We start from the raw sequence: 20,538 nt of genomic DNA on the forward strand, positions 1-20,538 counted from the left end.
AAAGTACCCATTTGCGAATGCCGTAGACGGAGACAAGTTGAGCTGTCTGCTTATCCCTTTGAGAGTGACGCAGTTTCTAAAGATCAAGGGGATTCCTCCGGGGCAGAAATTACGGATTTCCTCAACAACCTTGGCTATAAAATTACCGATGAAGATATCATATTAATAATGGCCGTCTTAACGAGAGCTCGATATGTAAAAATCAATCGAATAGGTGCCCCGGACTTTTCAACATCATCATTCAGGATCGAGCGCCATGGGCGCTACTTATTGGATAAAGTTTTGTTCAATAGCGTCTATTTGGAGACCGTTGCGGTAAAAAGCCTTTGCCCAGGATTTGTAAACAAGCACCTGAGAATTACCGGGAATGTATCAAATAAGAGGGACATAGCAGCAAATGCGATTATCAATATGGCCGCATTCTTGAAATATATTAGACTTCACGAATCCGAAGAGCGCAAAAACTATCAAACAGCCATAAAAGATAAGCACCTAACCCCGATCAAGTATGATAAGATTTTCTTGTTTTCTGATATTGTGAGTAGCCTCAAAGAGCCGATAGATGCGATGATTGATGATATCGCATCCCAGCAAATTGGCTCTCAGAAACGTTTAGATTTCATTCGTTCTTCTCTAGCTAACATTCAAGGGTAGTCACATGTTACCCAATTTGATTGAAGTTGTTTATGCGGTTGGTGGGTTTTGCCTAGGCGCAGCTAGTCGGTTAGGAATTGTATATCTACGCGAATACTGGTCTAGAAGGAATTCAGATCGATCCAAGCTCATTAAATTGCTCGATAAATACCCAGGATCACAGATAGACCTGACTCTTCAGAAATCATGGGCAGAAAGCCTCCGCATTTGTATTAGAGAATTGGATATTTCGTCCACAAAGAAAAAGTTGCTGTCCGCGAAGCTCCTATACGATGAGTCGAAGATTTCTTTTGTGGAACTGCACAAATATGTTGAAGATAGACTTTGATTTGTAGCTTAGATCGATATTAGTAACCCGGTAAAGTTAACCGCTGCGTTGAAAATCAGCGCCCTCGGTCGTCCTGGTCTCTTTTGACGGTTTTGAGAATGCGGCGTTGCCCGTAAAACCTGACCTGTTCAAAGGCACGTTTTGTGAGTTGCTGTGGTAGCATACCAAATGACCAATGCCCTTTGCGCGCCTCTGTCACGCCGAACGGGATGTGGTCTTTCTCCCAAATCAGCGTGTTGACCTCATGGGTTTTAATCCAGCATTTATCTGGATCAAGGCCAAGATGAGCAGCGACCTTTGCGGGCATCTCAACGGCGTGTTTCTCTTTTGAGGGCGGCGTATGGGTGATTGGGCATAGGATGACTTCGCGGCTGCCATCCTTGTTTTCAGCAGTCGCAAGGATGATGGCACAAGGGCGATCTTTTCGCCCGTGCTCCTGTCCTTGGTCTGCTTCGTCTTTCCAGAGAAAATCGTATCTGATAACCAGCCCTGCCTTAGGAGTAAGTGCCAAGCGTTACTCCATCAAGTGGTCAAGGTCTGGTGTTGCTTCGCCTTGAAAGCCTTTTTCGAGTTCCGCCTTTAGATGCTCGGGCAACTCGTCGGGGTAGTAAGCGCGGCGTGTGTCAAAGGACTTAAGCCGTTCATATTCATCAACATCTACCAGAACGCGCAGCGGGCGATTATGTTTGGTGATGAAGACAGGGGCTTTGCCCGCTTCATCAATGTACTGCCCTGCACGGGTCTGAAACTCTGTCGAGCTGACTGTAACGTCTGACATGGCATATCTCCTTTCTCACTATAATAGCTAAAACAGCCAGAATAGTCAAGAATATGGACGTTAACATGTCTCAAAACAAGCAAAGCTGACGGCTGTCCTCGATGTACTTTTTCCACGACTTTGATCTGGCTTCTTCATCCAGCCACGCCGTGACCTGATCGACCAACGTGCCTTCATTGGCCTCGACCGTTCCCACAGGGTGAAAATGGGAACGATAGCCCGACTCTGTGATCGGTAGCGGCGCGCGCTCTGGATTGATGCTTTTGATCTCAAGATGGGCGATATGACCGCCAAAGTCCTCTGGCTTATAGGTCAGTTCAATCTCAATGCCCTGCCATGTCAGTCTGTGTGTTTCTTCCCTCATATCAATGGCTCCAGAACACGTGGACTTTGTGGGAGCATGTATCGATGGTGAAGACATCATTGATTTCGATATCCCGCGCCATCGCTTCATAGTCGATGTAGTAGCGCAAGTTTTCAGGAATTTCGGTGCTTTGCTCGGTCAGCTCTTCAGCAAACTCAGCCAAAGATTTGTATTCCCCTGCATAGGCATCCTCGATGGCTTTCTTGGCCTCATCTAAACTGCCCAGATGGTTGATAAGCTGCCCACCAATCTCACCATGTTCCGAGATGAACGCCGCCAGTTCTGAAACCGCGGCAAAGCCCTCACACTCGGACAGTTGCACACCCTCAAAGCCCTCATAATCATGGATCGCCCATTCTTCGGCGTCTTCCATTGGTGAGGCCGCAAGCATGGCTTTCACATCGTCATAGATGACATCGGCATCCTGTTCCGCATCAATCCAGCATCCATGCAGGATGCCGTTGTTGTATGCCGCCAGACAGGCAACATAGACTCTGATATCTCCTTCAAACTGTTTCATTTTCTTCCCCTTTCTCTTGGGTATGGGTTGCTCATGCAACCTTGCCCTTCGGCGAGAATGGGGGTGCAAACGGAAGGTAAAATCGGCGAAAGATTATCGTCGTTGTTGGGGGAGACCTTCAGGGGGAGCCGACAACGATCATAATCTGTTCGATCTGTTTTGCCTGAAGTGCGCCGGGGCGAAGCCCCAAGGAATAGTGGCTCGTCAAAGCAAGACTGCCACGTCAAACAAGCTCTCTAGTTCTCATTGTGACGGATTGACAAAGCCGTCGACACAGCATCGGAAAAGTTTTCAGCAGGAAGAAAGTGGCCTGAGACCCAATTAGTAATGAATGCTCTCAGATTTCTGGTCGCATTGATGTAAATAACGGCCAAAATATCTTGCCAGTCTTCTTTCCTAAACCGGATCAAATTGCGCAATACAATACTGCAAGTGCTTTTCTTCTCCGGAAGTGAAAGCGATCTTTCCGCCCAAATCAAACCGATGCAGTCGCTTGCAACGCTAAAATGAGAAAAGACATCCGCGTCCTTTGTTCCTAAGAAATTGGCTATGGCGGAAAAATCAGCTAGCTCAAAATCTGCTCGGTTGATCGCGATTTGCGCAAGTACAGCCCCTTGCACAGACAAGTGACTGTGATTGCGATAGGCTAGGCCAACTGTGAATTTACAGTAATCGTTTGCATTCAACATGCCGTGAGCGGCAGCATACATAAAAACAGATTGGAGCCAAACGCCTTCGCAGTTGATCTCCTGCTTGGCCAACAAGCGATATGCCAGATCTTCAGTCAGTAGCAACTTATCATCAGATGCACAGAATGCGGCGTCTAGCAAGTCTGGGGAAAAGCTCTCTATCAGTTCTCTTGATACTTCTGGAATTTCATCGGGCGCTTCCCCTGGAAGAATCTCACAATTCTCGTTTACCTGCTCATGTACGTCCCGAATGAAGCATGCCTGACCCAAGGCTTCCTCGGCAGTGCGCTCCTCTTTATAGAAATTCCCATCCTTCCAGTGGACTCCAAAGCTGTCATCTTGATTGTTTTCCGCTTCAACGAGCATCTTTGTAATTTCATCAAAACAACTTTGCGCAATATGTACTTGCCCAAAGACACTCTTCACGACTTCGAAAGCTTTCAATGTGGCTATCGTCCATGCCGTATAGGCATCTATCACAACTCCATGCATGCGTTTTTCATCAATGAGTTGCATTGCATTCTGTCGTTCGGCATTGTTTCCATTGCAAGTTTTGATCGGGTGACCGTCGTTGCGGACGCCATGTGCAAACTCGATAGCGGTATTGTTTAGCATTGATGCTACAACGGAAATTGGAAATCCTTGATTCACGTAGAAATCTGCTTGCGACTGAATTCTCTCCGAACGTTCCCTTATGAAATCTAAAATGGGCTGTACATTCTCGCCGACAGACTGAAGGCTGCCCATGATGGTTGAGCCTGGGAAACGCCTTGAAAATTCATCCATAATCGTCCGACACGCGCGGCCGTACTTATGTTGCACCTCGACAATTTCCCAAGAAATATCTGGGCCTCCAAACGCGTTGGCCCCTTTAAACGTATGGCCGCAACCTTGCTCAAGACACGCATTTGTAAATAGGTGATCGTGTGGAAATATTTTTGAAAACAGGTGTTTAGCTTCTTGATCAGGACTATCACTGACGAGAAATTCAAGGTGATCGCCGCTATCACTTCTTAGCATTACCCAAACATCAGAACCAACTTTGGTGGCACTCGGAACAACGAGTTCGTTTTTACCGGTTCTAGTGTTCATCAGCACAAGTGTACAAAATGCTGCATGAACTTCTGGTGACCCGGCGTTTTCTGATAGCGCTTCGTAGGCAAGCCTCATGGCTCGTTCTGGATGTCCATGAGACATCAATGCATGCGCGAATGTTGCCTTGTCTTGAGCTTCACCCCGCAATTCAAGATTGAGCATTTCGTCGATTGTCTCTTCGATCTTCTTATGTTTCTGCGCACGCAATAAGACTGATAGAAGGGGTAGATAGTAACCTAATTCTGGCGTTTCCGACCGATTAATAGCGTTTCTGTAGCATCGCTCTGCCTGAGCCAAAGCACCCCTATTGAAATGAAAGACCGCCTCTCGTTCGACGTAATAGTTAGTCTCAGAAATGTCATCTGGAAGACGCTTAAAGAATGCGACGGCGGAACGAGTTGCTGGCGAGGCATTAACAAATGCGGTCGCTAGAAGGCGCAGTTCGTCGTTGTCTCGTTCTTGATCGATGTGACCACTGAGCATCTGAATTATGGTATGCCAGTCGCGTTTTTTATAGGCGAAGTGGGCGAACATAGCTCGTGCAGCACCTTCTTCTGATGCTGCTATCCGTTCTCTGGCCTTCAAAAATATGAGCTCAGCCTCTTCAAAAAATCCCTTCTCATCCATTGAATTGAGGAGCAGGATGAAGGAACGAGCATCATCTTTGATGTTGTTGCTGAGTGTTACAAATTTTGAAACCGAAATCTCACCTTTGAATGACATAACTTCGGCAATTTCGGCTGCGAATGAAAATAATTCCCTCTCGTGATCCTCTGCCAAGTCATTGATTTTGGGCTTTAGTTCTAGGATTTGCTCCCAATCTTTCTTTTGGAGCGCGTTGTAGAAGGTGAAATGAAATTTGGGCCTCTCCGACTGGACGGAAGCGAGGGAGCGCCCAAAGAGGTCGTGCTCCCCAAGATTGAAAGCCATTTGGGCAACTCGTATAGCGAAAGCATCGTCAAGAAGAAGAGCAGCGTGTTTGCCTTCAACCAAATTCTTGACGGTTTCAACATCGCTCAACAGATCGCAGCACAGCACTAAGTTTGTGGCCAACCCAAAATACTCGGACTTCAACTCCCGTTGACTTTCGTCAAATTTTCTCCACAGCCGCAAAAGAGCAGATTTTGCAGCATTCAACTCATCAATTTCAGATGCAGGTACGCCGTGGCGGCTGACAACCTTTTCATCAATTAGTATGCGATCTAATGTTGCTTCCGCGGAAGCTTGAACGACAAACTCATCATCTGGGTAGAGTTCAGCCAGTTCATGCGCAAATGTCCACCAATTCGGCCTAACTTCTCGCTGCCTCAGAAAAAATAGGTAACCGATCTGTACAGGCTTCGTCGACCGAATGGCCTCTGGAACGGCGTCAAGAGGGCTATGTTCGGTTTCTCTAAATCTTAGAGCCTGGACTAAGTAACCCGCCAGTTCCTCGTTGCTGGGATCGGACTCTAACCCATTTTGGCCGATTTCAACTGTCCGTTCCCACTCGCCATTCATCAAATAAGCCATTGCAAGATTTGCTTGAGCTTTTGGTTCGCTCGGAGCATGCGCACATGCTTCGAACAGCAAGGCTATTCCCTCTTTGTCTCTGGAAAGAGCAAACAAGCAGGCGGAAATATTGGCCTTAACACGGAAAAGCAATCTACCTGACACATTCTGGGGCAATCTATCTTTCAACGACGACAGTAAATCCATTGCATCGATAGGTTTGCCCGTGTTTGCAATTTCGCGGTAGTTATCAATTTCTTGATCAATATGTTGCTCAAGAGGGCTAGCGCATTCGGTCGAGATCCAGAACATTTGGAACACCGCGAGATTCTGCACTTAGCGCAAACTCAATACGCTCAAAGCCGTCGGATACTTGTTCCGCCAGAGCCTGCTGACCCAATGAGATATCACCAACACCCCTTTGGATCGCCTCTGAATGTGGCGTGAAGTCAGGGTAAAAAATCTTAGTTACATCAGGGTACTTTTGGATTTCACGCTGAAGCGTGTCCCAACCCCAAACTTGAACCGAGACGAGGCGCGAATGCTCTTTCTTAATTTCCAGCTCAAGCTCACGCGCATATTGTTGAATTTCAGCGCTATCTGCCGCAGTCGTGATAACAAAATACTCTTTGAGTGATGGCTTGAACGCCAGCGCTTCCTTGACTTCATCGCGCAAGATCCGCTTTGTTAGCTTTTTGTCTTCCTTCTTTAGCTTGCATTGAATTCCGACATAGTGGTCAGGGTCGCCATTGCGTTTGCCGACAATATCAACGCCTTGCTGTGCATTCCCGCGAGTCCCATAGGTGTTGGCATTGGGATCGTTGAGGATTTTTCTGAACAGCTCGACGGGCCCGCGCTCAAGCACTTGCTCATCTGTTGGTCTGGGAATCTGAATCGACGAGTACATATACAATTTATACGACAGATCAGTGACCTGTGCACAACATATATGATCATCCTCTAGAGGCTTGAAGCGGCTAGGGCGTGAACGGTCAACCAAATATTTCTAGAGATACCAAGCCGGGTTGGTCGATGGGATGGTTTCAAGGAAGGGCAGCTAAGAAGTGCTCCCGTCTTTGGTCTCGATGAAATCGTCTCCATGAAATGGTCAGGGGTCTTGGGGGCAGGAACGCCCTCAAGTCGATGGGGTGCAGGGGAGAGCCGCTGTTCTGTGACGTGTCTGCGGCACCGAAGCCCTAGCCGATCTGAACAATCCCAAGACTGTTGAATTAAACGCCGGAGGCCGTTTCCGGCGACGGAGGAGCTATGTCCTGCCCGTTTGGCAATGATGCCCTTGCATTTGACAATGCCGTCAATCCCTTTGGCTCGGCAAGCCTTGCCAGCGAAGCGGAGATGGAAACGGCGGGCCTGTTCGAGTGGACGGAGGGCTCGATCTATTGCGGCAAAGCATACGGTCGCAGAATCTGGGCAGATTTCGCGGGCGGCTATGTCCTGACGGCGGGCGCTAGAACAGGGAAACTGCGCGATATCCTGATGCAGAATATCTGCTCCGGCGTTCTGCCAAACGAAACCCTGCTGATCTTTGATATCAAGGGCGAGCTGGCGGTCACATCGCAGAACCAGACGCCTGACGAAAAATTCTGCATCTTTCTCAATCCCCACGCCCTGCACGGCATGCCGCAGCATAAGTTTAACCCGGTTCCTCACATCCGCTGGTCAAGTGAGACCCTGATCTCCGATATCAAGGTGATGCTGGAAGGGTTGCTACCGCAATCCGGCACGTCGCAAGCCAAATATTTTGAACTGAATGCCGCGCGGATTGCGGAAGCTCTGTGCGTAATCCTCACTAAGCTCAACGGCACTCTTACGATGCCTGATCTCTATGACGCCCTGCTGTTGCTCAAAAGCGGAGGTGAGGCGTGGCTGGACTTTGCCTACCAGATGTATCGCTCCGGCATCCCGGAATGTGTCAGCGTTGAAGCTGAAATCAATGAGGCACGCAGCGATACCAGCGGCGGCTTTCGAGGTATCATCGGGGAACTGGATGCGGCGCTCGGATGCCTCTCCGATGACCGACTGCGGGAGGCACTGTCCGGGCCGTTTGATGCGTCGCCGGAAGACTTCTGTCGGGGAGATCAAGCCTACCAGGTCTACCTGATGGTGCCGGAAGACATGATTGAGCCCTGGGCTCCGATGGTGAAGGTCATCCTTGCCAGCGCGAAGACACTCAAGCGCCGCTCTCCTGATGCGCCGCGCCAGACATGGTTCATTGATGAGGCCGGACGGCTGTTTGGCTATAGCCAGATCGTGCGCTTATTTACCGATGGCGCTGGCATAGGGGTGAGGCCCTTTATTGTTCTGCAGGATTTTTTGCAGGCAGATCAATTAATGAAAGGCGGTGCGCAACTGATTTCCTCCAGCGCCGCCGTCAAAATCTTCTTTGGCGTGCGGGATGATGTCACTGCGAAGATGGTCTCCAATCTGCTCGGCTATCAGACTCTGCGCTATGACGATCCGCTGGTCCAGCACCGGGCGGAGCGGGAGGTGCTGGAGAGTGTTCGCTCTATCTTCTCAGGCGCTGATCCGTTTGAAGCGGCTGGCAGGATGGCGCAGGCTTCCTATGAGAGCACACATCAGCATCTGGTGCGCCGCCCTATTCGCACGCCAGATGAGGTGCGATACGGCCCTGAGAATGAGCTTTTTCTGTTTGCCGACGGACTTTCAGGCGGTGTGATCGGTACCCGCACGCCCTACTGGGAACAGCGCTTCATGGCGGGCAGGTTTCACCCGAACCCCTATCACAAGCCCTATGACAAGGTCCGTGTACAGACCCGCTGGGGACAGCGCTGGCGCAAAGTTATCACCGAACCGGTGCCGGAGGTGTTCGCCCACTACCCGCAATATGCCTCAGGACAGTGGTCCTATATCGAAGGGAGCTAAACCATGCCCGACAACAGTGCCTCCTTTGGCCCGTTCCGTGTCAGCTATGCCTACCACGCGCGCTATGAGCTGCCGGGAGATACGCGGTATGGTCGAATGTGCAGGATGTCATGTCCCGCTGCGCTCCTCCTATTCCAAGGGACGTCATAAGAGCTACGCCTACTATCTTTGCCAGACCAAAGGCTGCGAGCATTACGGGAAGTCCATCGCAAGAGACAAAATCGAAAGCGAGATTGGTGACTTAGTCAGAGACCTCCTACCAACACCTGGTCTGATTAAACTGGCAACGGAGATGTTCCGCAAAGCATGGGCTATAAGAAAGGACCAGGCACAGCAGATTACTGTTCGTTCAAAACGCAAGCTCAAAGACATCGAGAAGCAAAAGCAAGCGCTCATCAACCGGCTTCTAGATGCAAGTGATCCCGCTGTGATTGATGCCTACGAGTCGAAGCTCTCTGATATCGAAAAACAGCGTGCGGTACTGAATGAGAAAATCGCAAATCAGGTCGAACCATCGGGCACGTTCGAGGAAAAACTAGAACCGGCCCTGACATTCCTCTCAAACCCATGGAAAATATGGGAAAAAGGCCAGATTGAAGCGCGGCGACTCGTACTTAAGCTCTGCTTTACCGAGCGCATCGCATACTGCAGAAATGAGGGAGCTAGAACCGCAGAAAAGGCGTTTATATTCAGTGAGATAGGTGGATTTTTAGACCCTAAGGTCAGTTATGGTGCGGGCGGTGGGACTCGAACCCACACGGGCATACGCCCCTCAGATTTTAAGTCTGGTATGTCTACCATTCCATCACGCCCGCATCCGGCGCTGTCTTCAATTTTCGCCATCGGGCCTATTTTGGGCCTGAAAGCAGTCTCTTCGTCACAACGCCTTGTTCCGTATGCACAACTTGGCGCAGACACAAGGATTTTAAGTCTGGTATGTCTACCATTCCATCACGCCCGCATCCGGCGCCGTCTTCAATTTTCACCATCGGGCCTATTTTTTGAACCTGAAAGCAGTCTCATCGCCATAACGCCTTGTTACGTATGGAGAATGCCAAGTAGACGCAAGCGTATAAGTATCAAGTGTCTACCAATCCACCAAGTGTAAACGTGTCATTCCTATGCGGCCCGGGGCGGGTGGGCAAGCGATGATCAGAGGTCAGTGCCAATCGGTTCGATCAAAAGTGCGCGTTCTTGCAGCCAGGGGTTCATCCTCACTGCTTCGCGTAAAACCAACTGCGCTTCATCGTTGCGACCCAGCCCCATGAGGGTCAGCGCCTTGCCCGATAAAGCTGCGATGTGGTTCGGCACAATCTCAAGCGTGCGTTCAAGGTCAACCAGAGCCGCCTCGAAATTCTGGCTCAGGTAGTTGGCGAAGGCGCGCTGATTATACCCTTCCGCATACTCCGGGCAGTACGCGATCAGGCGATCCAGCACATCGCGTGCGCCCAAAAAGTCAAAGCTCGCTCGTCGCGACATGCCTTCATCCAGCATGGCTTGCGCGATTTCGTCCGGCGCATCGGTCCACATTTCCCACAATTCCTGCGTGAGCACGCGTGCATCGCCTTCTCCACGCGCAGCGCCAAGAGCAACAACGATTTCGGCAATACGCTGGCTATTGTCAGTGACCGGCGGGCAGGTTTGGCCAAAGGCCGGGGCTGCACAAAGGCAAAGAGGTAAAATCCATTTCATTGACGAATATTTGCGGCGTAAACCCCATGGGTCAAGTCAACTCGCCGTACCCGGCGCGACCGGAGAGACTCCTTCTTCCTTAACGGCCTGCATCGCCACATAGGTCGATGTGTTCGCCACATGCGGCAACGTGGAAATTTTCTCTGCCAAAACAGCACGATATCCCGGCATGCCTGCCGTGCGTACCTTCAGTAGATAGTCAAACGCGCTTAGGCGATCAGATGACACTGCTCAATTTCGGGAACCCGCAAGACCGCATCATTGAATGCCGCCAAAGCGCTTTCGCGCGTGTCTGTCAGTTTGACTTCAACAAATGCGACATGATCCCGCCCTAGTCGGATCGGATCATAAAGCGCGCGGTAGCCGCGTATGACACCGTGATCCTCGAGCCGTTTCAAACGCGCCTGTGTGGGCGACTTTGACAGTCCGATCCGGCGGGCAAGTTCCGTCACACTCACCCGCCCTTCTACCGTAAGGATATCAAGAATCTTTCGGTCAAATGCATCAAGTTCAGAAATCGTTTCGACCACCTACAAACACCAATTTAAGTCCATTTGACTTCTAAACTAGCAAACTGCAGTAAAATTGCCTACTTCAATTCAGCTATGATAGGCTGAGTTATTGGAGTACCGCGCCATGCCCCGTGATCATAGCCCAGATTTACGTCATCAGATTGATCAGTTCATGTACATGGACGAAGCCGATGCGGTAGATGCCCTCGTCGTTTCAACCAAGCTGACAGAGGCGGACCGGGCTCGCATCTTGCACAGCGCGGCCAGCCTTGTCACGCAGATCCGCAACAGCTCAGATCCTGGCCTGATGGAGGTTTTTCTAGCTGAATACGGCTTGTCTACAGATGAAGGCATTGCGCTGATGTGTCTGGCAGAGGCGCTCTTGCGTGTGCCAGATGCCGAGACAATGGATGAATTGATCGAAGATAAGATCGCACCATCTGATTGGGGCAAGCATCTGGGACATTCTGCATCGTCATTGGTGAATGCCTCGACATGGGCATTGATGCTGACTGGTCGCGTATTGGATGACGATCAACAAGGTCTGACAGGCCATTTGCGCAGCGCAGTGAAACGGCTTGGTGAGCCGGTAATCCGCACCGCCGTGGCCCGCGCGATGCGTGAAATGGGCCGTCAGTTTGTATTGGGAGAAGATATCGGCAAGGCCATGAAGCGCGCCGAAGGAATGCAGGCCAAGGGTTTCACCTACAGCTACGACATGCTGGGTGAGGCGGCACGCACGGATGCTGACGCCAAAGGGTATCACCTCGCCTACTCTCGGGCGATCAGCGCGATTGCTGAACACTGCACCCATGATAGCGTGGCCGAAAACCCCGGTATATCTGTCAAACTATCCGCACTGCATCCCCGCTATGAGGTCGCACAAGAGGCCCGGGTGATGCAGGAACTGGTGCCGCGTGTTCGCGCGCTCGCAATGCTCGCCAAATCGGCAAGCATGGGGTTCAACATCGATGCAGAAGAGGCTGATCGCCTCTCGCTTTCTCTTGATGTCATCGGCGCGGTGCTATCCGAACCCGCCCTTGCCGGATGGGACGGCTTTGGCGTGGTTGTACAGGCCTATGGCCAGCGCGCACCACTGGTCATTGATTGCTTGCACGACATGGCCACCCGCCTGGATCGCAAGATCATGATCCGCCTTGTGAAAGGCGCTTATTGGGATGCCGAAATCAAGCGCGCGCAAGTTGAAGGCATTGACGGTTTCCCGGTGTTCACCGCAAAGCAACACACCGATATCAGCTATATCAGTAATGCACGCAAACTGCTTGGGATGACTGATCGTATTTATCCACAATTTGCCACCCACAACGCACATACCGTTGCTGCGGTTCTCGACATTGCTGATCAGATGGGTCGTGGCGCAGATGACTACGAATTTCAGCGTCTGCATGGGATGGGCGAGACGTTGCATACCATCGTGTTGCAAGCGCAGAACACACGCTGCCGGATTTACGCCCCCGTCGGCGCGCATGAAGACCTGCTCGCTTATCTGGTACGCAGGTTGTTGGAAAACGGCGCGAACTCCAGCTTCGTCAATCAGATTGTGGACGAGGATGTGCCACCCACCGTCGTGGCCGCCTGCCCATTCGAAGCCATCGGCCAAGGCCCAGATCTGCAAACTGGCCCGAACCTGTTCCTGCCAGAGCGCGTGAACTCGCGTGGATGGGACCTGACGCATGCGCCAACATTGGCGGCAATCAACAAGGGGCGCACGCCGTACTTGCAGGCGTCGTTTGTCGGGCACCCGCTCACATCCGCAGATCACGTCTATCCGCGCGAACCGTTGCAAGACGCGCTGCCGGTAACCAACCCGGCAACACCTGACGACACGGTTGGGATGGTCCAAAATGCATCTGAACAGGACATAGCCACTGCACTCGATACTGCCACCCACTGGGCAGCTGATGTCAAAACCCGAAGTACAGTCCTCAATGCCGCTGCCGACGCCTATGAGGCCCACGCAGCTGAGCTGTTTGCGATTTTGACCCGCGAAGCAGGCAAGGGTCTGCCCGATGCCGTTGCTGAGCTGCGTGAAGCTGTGGATTTTCTACGTTACTATGCATCGCAGGCAGATCCTGGCACGCAAGCACGCGGCATCTGGACATGCATCAGCCCTTGGAATTTCCCCCTAGCTATTTTTACGGGCCAGATCGCCGCTGCACTGGCTGCGGGCAATGCGGTCCTTGCCAAGCCAGCAGAACAGACGCCTTTGATCGCGACACGCGCGGTCGCACTCTTGCACGCTGCAGGCGTTCCGACTAACGCGTTGCAATTACTGCCAGGTAGCGGCGATGTTGGTGCCTCACTGACGGCAGATCCTCGGATCAATGGGGTGGCCTTTACCGGGTCCACCGCAACGGCCCTCAAAATCCGCAGTAACATGGCCCCCCATTGCGCACCCGGCACACCATTGATCGCCGAAACCGGTGGCTTGAACGCAATGATCGTCGACAGTACTGCCCTGCCTGAACACGCCGTGCGGGATATCGTCAACGGTGCGTTCCGGTCCGCAGGACAACGATGCTCAGCCCTGCGCTGCCTCTATGTGCAAGAAGACATCGCAGACGGCCTGTTGACCATGCTCAAAGGAGCGATGGATGAGATGCATGTGGGTGATCCTTGGCATCTGTCTACGGACGTCGGACCAGTCATTGATGCCGCGGCGCATCAAGGCATCGCAGATCACATTGAAACCGCGCGGGCAGAAGGCCGGATCATCCATCAGATTGCCGCGCCATCCTCCGGTAATTTCATTGCGCCCACGGCCATTTGGGTTTCCGGCATTGCCGAAATGACAAAAGAGATCTTCGGCCCGGTTCTACATGTCGTGACATTCAAAGCCTCCGATCTTGACGATGTGATCGACACCATCAACGCAACCGGATATGGCCTGACATTCGGGCTACACACCCGCATTGATGACCGCGTCCAGACGATTATCGAAAAGGTGCAGGTAGGCAATATCTACGTCAACCGCGACCAGATTGGCGCGGTCGTTGGCAGCCAGCCCTTTGGCGGCGAAGGTCTGTCAGGGACCGGGCCTAAGGCTGGTGGCCCACATTACCTGCCCCGCTTTGCCGCCCGGCCCGCACCGCAGGCGGATGGGTTTTGGGCAGGAGCGGCAGATTTCAAATCGCTTAAAACCCAACTGGCCGAAGCCACAGAACCGACCATCACAACGCCCAACGACCTGCCCGGTCCGACCGGAGAGTCAAACCGCCATAGCACCCACCCGCGCGGTCCAATCTTGTGTATGGGTCCCGGCGCGAAAGCGGCACAAGATCAGATGACGGCGGTGACAGCGCTGGGGGGTATTGCGGTCAGCACCGCCGGAGACCTTGACCCTGATAAATTGATCGAAATGGGGCCGCTTGGGGGTGTGTTCTGGTGGGGCGATGTCGACAGCGGGCGCGCGATTGAACTTGCGCTTAGCCAACGTGCTGGCCCAATCACCGCATTGATCACCGGCATGCCTGATACCGCCAATGTCCTGCATGAACGCCATGTCTGCATTGACACAACGGCAGCAGGTGGCAACGCAGCATTGCTGGCAGAGGTTGCAGGTCCAGCTTTGACTTGACCGCCAGCGCAGGTTCAGGGACGGTCGCGGCATGTTTCCAATCCGCGACCACAACCCGTCTGAACGCGTCCCTTATGTGACAATCGCCTTGATCGCCATCAATGTGGCGGTCTTTCTAACAGGGCTGGTGCTGTTTCAGGACCAACGCTCTTTGTCACAACTCTACTACGACTACGCGCTTTTACCGGTCCGCCTGTCGAATGGCGAAAATTACGCATCACTTGTGACATCGATATTTCTGCATGGCGGATTTATGCATCTGGCAGGCAATATGCTGTTTTTGTGGATTTTCGGCGACAATCTGGAAGACGAGATGGGGCATATCCCCTTCCTGATTTTCTATCTTGCCTGCGGGATCGGCGCGTCATTGGCGCAATTCGTGGTCGATCCGTTGTCCAACATCCCAACCGTGGGGGCCTCTGGCGCAATTGCCGGTGTCATGGGGGGCTATCTGTTGCTTTTTCCCAAAGCGCGGGTTGATATCTTCATCTTCTTCATCGTGTTCTTTCGTATTTTTCCGATCCCTGCATGGGTCATGTTGGGCCTGTGGTTCGCATTGCAGCTTTTCAACGGAGTCAGCATTGATACCTCGGGCGGCGGCGTGGCCTATTGGGCGCACGCAGGTGGGTTTGTGATCGGATTGATCCTGACCTTACCGCTTTGGTTCAAACTGGGTGGTGGATTATTCTGGCGACAAACACACGGACACCCCCCGCACCCAGAGGCGACTTACGGGCGCAGCAACATTCCCACCGTGCGGCGTTAGGATTGGCGAATGACCTTGGCGAAGGTCTCAAAGATCGGTTCGTTCGCGCAAATCAAATGACCATCGGCAAGGATGTCACCGTCAGGGTGCAGTGGCTCCATAATACCGCCCGCTTCGCGGACGATCACGATACCGGCTGCGATATCCCATGCATGCAGATTGCGTTCCCAAAAGCCATCGTAGCGGCCTGCGGCCACATAGGCGAGGTCAAGCGCGGCAGCGCCATAACGGCGCACACCGGCGCAAGTTGGCATCAAGCGGGCAAGATCCTGAAGCGATTCCGGTAGATCAGCTCGCCCACCAAAAGGCATCCCCGTCGCGAAAATGCTTTCAATCATGCGGTGGCGGCCGGAGACACGCATGCGGCTTTCGTTCATCCAGGCGCCAGCGCCTTTTTCAGCGTAGAACATCTCATCCTTGACCGGATCATAGATCACGCCGGCGACGATCTGACCCTTATGTTCCAGCGCGATTGAAACGGCCCAATGGGGTAGCCCGTGCAAAAAATTCGTCGTCCCATCCAGCGGGTCAACGATCCAGCGGCGCGTTGGATCGTCGCCTTCAATCTCTTTTCCTTCTTCACCAAGAAACCCATAGGTCGGGCGCGCATGCATCAGTTCTTCTTTGATCAACGCCTCGGCGGTTTTGTCGGCGCGGCTGACAAAGTCACCGGGGCCCTTGGCGCTGACTTGCAGGTTTTCAACCTCGCCAAAATCTTTCAGCAAACCACGCCCCGCCTTGCGGGCGGTTTTCATCATTACGTTCAGGTTTGCACTGCCAGCCATCTGCTTGGTCCTTGGTTGGGGATTAAGCGCGGCGTATAGGCCCAAGTTGTACGCGTCACAAGGGGCAAGACAGCGCTTCACGGCAGACAGAAACATATAGGTGTGCCTTACACGGCGCGTCGCAGCTTTACCGCCTCCTGCCGGGCCAGACGGATGAGATGCGCCATGTAAGGGCGACTAGTGTCTTCTTGGCGGGTGGCCGCAAAGAGCCTGCGGGTAATCCCTGCTTTCGTCAGCGGCCGTGTCACGTAATCAGAATTGTAACGCACTTGTCGGACCACCCAGTCAGGCAGTACGGCAACACCACGATTTGAGGCCACCAAAAGCAAGATCACAGCCGTCAATTCCACCTGCCGTACCGTGGCCGGTTCCACCTTTGCAGGTGTCAGCAGTTGCGAAAAGATATCAAGGCGCGCACGGTCCACGGGATAGGTGATCAATGTTTCTCCGCGAAAATCCTCTGCTTCGATGACCGCCTTTTGCGCCAATGGATGGGTCGCTGCAGCAACAAAGACGGGTTCATAGTCGAATAGCGGCGTGAAATCTGTCTCTGGCAGTTCTTCCGGATCAGACGATATGACCAAATCGACCTCTTCCTTGCGCAATGCCGGTAGCGCATCGAAAGCCAACCCGGGGCGGATATCGACATCCACCTCTGGCCATGCCTTGCGGAACTGCTCCAACACCGGGAAAAGCCATTCGAAACAGGCATGGCATTCGATCGCGATGTGCAAACGTCCGGCGCTTCCGGCAACCAATCCTGAAAACTCCGCCTCAAGCGCCGCAACCTGCGGCAAAATCCGCTCTGCCGCTGCCAGCATCTTCATCCCCGCCGCCGACAATTTCAACGGTTTTGAGCGCCGAACAAACAGTTCCACCCCAGCTTGATCTTCGATGCCCTTGATCTGGTGGGACAGGGCCGATTGCGTGATGTGCAACTGGTCAGCGGCACGGGCCAGCCCGCCGGTGTCGTGGATCGCCTTGATCGTGCGCAGATGTCGAAACTCAATATGCATATGTGAGCGCGCTTCATTACCATAGTGAAGTTTATGAATTTGCCTCAACTTCATAGCCGTGTGAAAAGGACGGCGCAAGCAAGAGGTACACTGATGACCATTCCGACCGTCTCATTCGAGTTCTTTCCGCCCAAGTCGTTGGAGGGCTCATTTCGGCTGTGGGATTGTGTCAACACACTGGCCCCGCTGGATCCGAATTTTGTATCCGTCACCTATGGCGCGGGCGGCACAACACGGCAATTGACCCATGAGGCCGTGACAACCCTTCACAAGGCCACAGGATTGAATGTCGCGGCACACCTGACTTGCGTGAACGCAACCAAAGCCGAGACATTAGAGATCGCACAAAGCTACATCGACGCTGGCGTAAGCGAAGTGGTCGCGCTGCGTGGCGATGCACCCAAAGGGTCCCACGCATTTGTCGCACATCCCCAAGGCTTCGATAGTTCAGTGGCCTTGATCGAAGCGTTGGCCAGCCTTGATGCGTTCAACATTCGCGTAGGTGCCTACCCCGAAAAGCACCCCGAAGCGACAGATCAGGCCGCCGATATCGCCTATCTCAAGCGCAAGATTGACGCTGGGGCCACATCTGCCATCACACAGTTCTTTTTTGAGGCTGAAACATTCTTCCGCTTCCGCGATGCCTGTATAAAAGAGGGCATTGATGCGCCCATTATTCCCGGCATTTTGCCGATTGAGAACTGGGGCGGCACGCAGCGCTTTGCGCAGCAATGTGGCACACACATTCCGCAGGTGGTGCAGGATGCCTTCGAAAACGCAATGCGTGACGGCACAACCGAACTGCTTGCCACCGCGATCGCAACCGAGCTTTGCGATGATCTGCTGCAAGGCGGGGTCGAGCAGTTGCATTTCTATACACTTAACCGCCCCGAACTGACACGCGATGTCTGTCACGCCCTTGGCGTCACACCGAAAGTCCGGTTGCAAAACGTGGCATAAGAGGCCAGCTTTGGCCTCATGTTCACAGCCACCTCCCCCGACCAAATGCCTGACCTTGAAACCACGCTTTCGATGTCGGGTCTGGAGTTCATGCAAGCGATGCGCGACGGGACAATCTCGCGCCCTCCAATATCGGCCCTGATGAACTACAGTGTTGAGAAGGTGGAGGCAGGAGAAGTCGTCTTTCGCGGCACACCAGAATTTCAGCACACCAATCCGGCTGGTGGCGTGCATGGCGGCTGGTACGGCACTTTGCTGGATTCCTGTATGTCCTGCGCCGTTATGACCGTTACGCCCAAAGGGTCAGTTTATACGACGCTTGAATACAAGGTGAACATGGTTGGCGCGATCCCGCTGGGGTGTGAAATTCGCGCCATCGGCACGATCAATCATGCAGGCCGCACCACCGGCGTGGCACAGGGCGAGATACGTGATGTGGTGACCAACAAGCTTTATGCCACTGGGTCAGCCACTTGTCTGATTATGAAGCTGCGGGGCGACTGAGGTTTCGGGCACCTCACCGCCGATGCTTTCGTGCAGGCTTTCCGAGCGGCACTTACCCACAACGCGCTTACGGCGAGACAGAAAGATTTTCGCCCAGCCCCGCCAGTTCCCAATCGAGGGTGCGGTGACATCCTGCGGAAAACGGCTGCGCCAATCATCGGGCAAGGGCACGCCGCAGGCAGAAAGGCGGTCCAGCATCCAGACCAAGGGTATATTTGCCAAAGGCCGCGCCTCGGGGTGCTGCCAAACCTGCCCGCCGACATCCCCGTGATTGCCACGAAACCACACCTGTTCCATATTCCCTTTCCACCCGACCGGGCATTGCCACATGACAGGGGCATAGGCCGCGCGCCGTTCATCAATTGCAACCGCATGAAAGCCATTGCGGATGTGGCTACCCAAAGCGTGGTTGTGAAAGTCATGTTGCGCTTGCGCCCAGCGCCAGATGATCGGCAGGCGCAGCCCCAATGCCTTGACGGTATCCCAGACGGCAACGGCCTCGACCTCTACACCGGGGTGACAATAGTGATCGCGAAACGCCTGCGCCGTCGGACTGCGCGCACCAGCCCTGTAATGGCGATAGGCCTGACGGATCATCCTGACGGTCGCGCAGTCGGATTTCACCAATCCAACCATATCAATGACACCGGCCAAAGACCGCACCGCATAGGCCCCGCGCGAATAGCCGATCAGAATGATCTGATCCCCAACCCGATACCGCGTTGCCACCACACCATAGGCCCGCTCAATCTGCCTATTGATACCTTTCCCGGTCATAACATCCCATGTGCCTGACCAATCCCGCCATTGAATTCCCGCTTCATAGTGCACCGTCAGATTGGCCGAGTTGCTTACTTCATTGAGAAGTTTGAACGTCAAACCTGCATTGGTTTCGCATCCCGGCGCCAACGACGACATTGTTCCGTCAAGAATGACCACATGTGTCGCAGGTCCGCGCCCACGCACCCCACTTTCTTCGGTCCGGGCGCGCCGTCCAAAAAGGCCAAAGAACCAGTCACGCAGCGGCATTCAATCCACCTCGCCCGGTGACAGATTGTAAGCTAACGCATATCATCATCTTGTCTCTCGCTCGCATGGCCTTCAGCCTAACCGCGTCAGTCCCCCAGTCTACCCAGATCAAGTTAACGTGCAATTTCGACACGTGACACATTCCAAAACCTCTGTAACGTTGCGGAACGGCGGACGACAAACAGGAGCGCAGCCATGGATCAGGTCAAATTCACCGCAATGAAAGACGGCGACAAAGAGGACTATGATTTCCTGACCAAGCACGAAGTCGCATATACCAAAGGCACCGCCAAACGCCTTTTGGATGCGATGGTCAGCCTTGATGAAGGGCTTTCAGGCTATCAGGTCACGCGGCTTGGTCACTCTTTGCAATCGGCCACCCGCGCTGAACGTGATGGGGCCGATACCGATTGGATCGTTGGCGCGCTGCTTCATGATATCGGTGACATCTATGCCCCTTATAATCATGACGAATACGCCGCCACGATCCTGCGTCCCTTCGTGCGCGAGCAGGTCACATGGGTTGTGGAAAAGCACGGTGATTTCCAACTGGTCTATTACGGCGAACACGTCGGCGCAGACCCGCTTAAACGCGACGCCTATAAGGGGCACCCCTATTTTGACGATTGTGCAGCATTTTGCGAACGGTGGGATCAGAGTTCCTTCGACCCTGACTATGATACCCTGCCCTTGCCCCATTTTGCGGGCCGCGTGGAAGAGGTATTTGCCCGCAAACCCTATGATCCTGACGTGATCAGGCCCGGCGTCCGGTGCCCCCTTTTCCCAATGATACGGGACACCTTCAATCCGGGCCTTTGACAGTTGTACATCCCGGCCCTGCGATACAGGGCCGGAG

The 20,538-nt window shown here is 53.2% G+C and carries 17 protein-coding genes, 1 tRNA gene and 1 pseudogene; 7 read left to right on the forward strand and 12 right to left on the reverse strand.

The genetic code is table 11. The annotated features are described in order from the left end of the window. The first annotated feature begins 168 nt into the window (after positions 1-168). The gene (locus tag QTO30_RS10315) at positions 169-654 is read left to right on the forward strand and encodes a hypothetical protein (RefSeq protein ID WP_340424062.1); all 486 of its coding nucleotides are present in this window, start codon (positions 169-171) and stop codon (positions 652-654) included. A gap of 383 nt (positions 655-1,037) precedes the next feature. Here the strand turns inward: QTO30_RS10315 and QTO30_RS10320 are convergent, their stop codons facing one another. The 6 genes from QTO30_RS10320 to QTO30_RS10345 all read right to left on the reverse strand — a co-directional run bounded on the left by QTO30_RS10320 (position 1,038) and on the right by QTO30_RS10345 (position 6,784). Further along, entirely contained in the window at positions 1,038-1,493 is a 456-nt protein-coding gene (locus QTO30_RS10320; RefSeq protein ID WP_340424063.1) for a type II toxin-antitoxin system PemK/MazF family toxin, read from the reverse strand. Between the two features lie 3 nt (positions 1,494-1,496). Then, positions 1,497-1,760, reverse strand: a complete 264-nt coding sequence (locus QTO30_RS10325; RefSeq protein WP_340424064.1) for a type II toxin-antitoxin system Phd/YefM family antitoxin — start codon at positions 1,758-1,760, stop codon at positions 1,497-1,499. Between the two features lie 70 nt (positions 1,761-1,830). Then, positions 1,831-2,124, reverse strand: coding sequence for a hypothetical protein (locus tag QTO30_RS10330; protein ID WP_340424065.1), 294 nt, complete (start codon positions 2,122-2,124; stop codon positions 1,831-1,833). Between the two features lies 1 nt (position 2,125). Continuing rightward, a complete protein-coding gene (locus QTO30_RS10335; RefSeq protein WP_340424066.1) occupies positions 2,126-2,644 on the reverse strand; it encodes an antirestriction protein ArdA in 519 nt (172 codons plus the stop codon). A gap of 236 nt (positions 2,645-2,880) precedes the next feature. After that, on the reverse strand, positions 2,881-6,231 hold the full coding sequence (locus QTO30_RS10340; protein ID WP_340424067.1) for a PIN domain-containing protein: 3,351 nt from the start codon (positions 6,229-6,231) through the stop codon (positions 2,881-2,883). Then, positions 6,203-6,784, reverse strand: coding sequence for a restriction endonuclease (locus QTO30_RS10345; protein ID WP_340424068.1), 582 nt, complete (start codon positions 6,782-6,784; stop codon positions 6,203-6,205). Before QTO30_RS10345 ends, QTO30_RS10340 begins: the two co-directional genes overlap by 29 nt. Before the next feature lie 401 nt (positions 6,785-7,185). Between QTO30_RS10345 and QTO30_RS10350 the strand changes: the two genes are divergently transcribed. Then, positions 7,186-8,820, forward strand: a complete 1,635-nt coding sequence (locus QTO30_RS10350) for a type IV secretory system conjugative DNA transfer family protein (protein WP_340424069.1) — start codon at positions 7,186-7,188, stop codon at positions 8,818-8,820. Between the two features lie 729 nt (positions 8,821-9,549). On the opposite strand, the gene QTO30_RS10355 is transcribed toward QTO30_RS10350, so the two are convergent. The 3 genes and pseudogenes from QTO30_RS10355 to QTO30_RS10365 form a co-directional block, all read right to left on the reverse strand. Continuing rightward, positions 9,550-9,635, reverse strand: a tRNA-Leu gene (locus QTO30_RS10355). Between the two features lie 337 nt (positions 9,636-9,972). Next, positions 9,973-10,512 (reverse strand): tetratricopeptide repeat protein, encoded by a 540-nt coding sequence (locus QTO30_RS10360; protein ID WP_340424070.1) that lies wholly within the window; start codon positions 10,510-10,512, stop codon positions 9,973-9,975. A 36-nt stretch (positions 10,513-10,548) separates the two neighbouring features. Then, positions 10,549-11,042 (reverse strand): annotated as a pseudogene (locus QTO30_RS10365) (Lrp/AsnC family transcriptional regulator). Positions 11,043-11,148: 106 nt separating this feature from the next. On the opposite strand from QTO30_RS10365, the gene putA reads away from it, so the two are divergent. Together putA and QTO30_RS10375 are read left to right on the forward strand one after the other, a co-directional pair. Further along, positions 11,149-14,622: a bifunctional proline dehydrogenase/L-glutamate gamma-semialdehyde dehydrogenase PutA gene (gene putA, locus QTO30_RS10370; protein ID WP_340424071.1), complete on the forward strand. Its 3,474-nt coding sequence runs from the start codon at positions 11,149-11,151 to the stop codon at positions 14,620-14,622. Positions 14,623-14,653: 31 nt separating this feature from the next. Continuing rightward, entirely contained in the window at positions 14,654-15,388 is a 735-nt protein-coding gene (locus tag QTO30_RS10375) for a rhomboid family intramembrane serine protease (RefSeq protein ID WP_340424072.1), read from the forward strand. On the opposite strand, the gene QTO30_RS10380 is transcribed toward QTO30_RS10375, so the two are convergent. Together QTO30_RS10380 and QTO30_RS10385 are read right to left on the reverse strand one after the other, a co-directional pair. Then, positions 15,385-16,173 (reverse strand): inositol monophosphatase family protein, encoded by a 789-nt coding sequence (locus tag QTO30_RS10380; RefSeq protein WP_340424073.1) that lies wholly within the window; start codon positions 16,171-16,173, stop codon positions 15,385-15,387. The two genes, QTO30_RS10375 and QTO30_RS10380, sit on opposite strands and share 4 nt — an antisense overlap. 107 nt (positions 16,174-16,280) lie before the next feature. Further along, complete coding sequence (locus QTO30_RS10385) at positions 16,281-17,189, reverse strand: LysR family transcriptional regulator (RefSeq protein ID WP_340424074.1); 909 nt, start codon at positions 17,187-17,189, stop codon at positions 16,281-16,283. Between the two features lie 93 nt (positions 17,190-17,282). Between QTO30_RS10385 and metF the strand changes: the two genes are divergently transcribed. Both metF and QTO30_RS10395 read left to right on the forward strand, forming a co-directional pair. Further along, positions 17,283-18,149 (forward strand): methylenetetrahydrofolate reductase [NAD(P)H], encoded by an 867-nt coding sequence (gene metF, locus QTO30_RS10390; protein ID WP_340424075.1) that lies wholly within the window; start codon positions 17,283-17,285, stop codon positions 18,147-18,149. 18 nt (positions 18,150-18,167) lie between these two features. Further along, positions 18,168-18,653 (forward strand): PaaI family thioesterase, encoded by a 486-nt coding sequence (locus QTO30_RS10395; protein WP_340424076.1) that lies wholly within the window; start codon positions 18,168-18,170, stop codon positions 18,651-18,653. Here the strand turns inward: QTO30_RS10395 and QTO30_RS10400 are convergent. Beyond that, complete coding sequence (locus QTO30_RS10400; protein WP_340424077.1) at positions 18,615-19,682, reverse strand: DUF2235 domain-containing protein; 1,068 nt, start codon at positions 19,680-19,682, stop codon at positions 18,615-18,617. The two genes, QTO30_RS10395 and QTO30_RS10400, sit on opposite strands and share 39 nt — an antisense overlap. Positions 19,683-19,877: 195 nt before the next feature. Between QTO30_RS10400 and QTO30_RS10405 the strand changes: the two genes are divergently transcribed. After that, positions 19,878-20,501, forward strand: coding sequence for an HD domain-containing protein (locus QTO30_RS10405; RefSeq protein ID WP_340424078.1), 624 nt, complete (start codon positions 19,878-19,880; stop codon positions 20,499-20,501). Positions 20,502-20,538 lie beyond the last annotated feature (37 nt).

The organism is Yoonia sp. GPGPB17, assembly GCF_037892195.1.
GTDB lineage: Bacteria > Pseudomonadota > Alphaproteobacteria > Rhodobacterales > Rhodobacteraceae > Yoonia.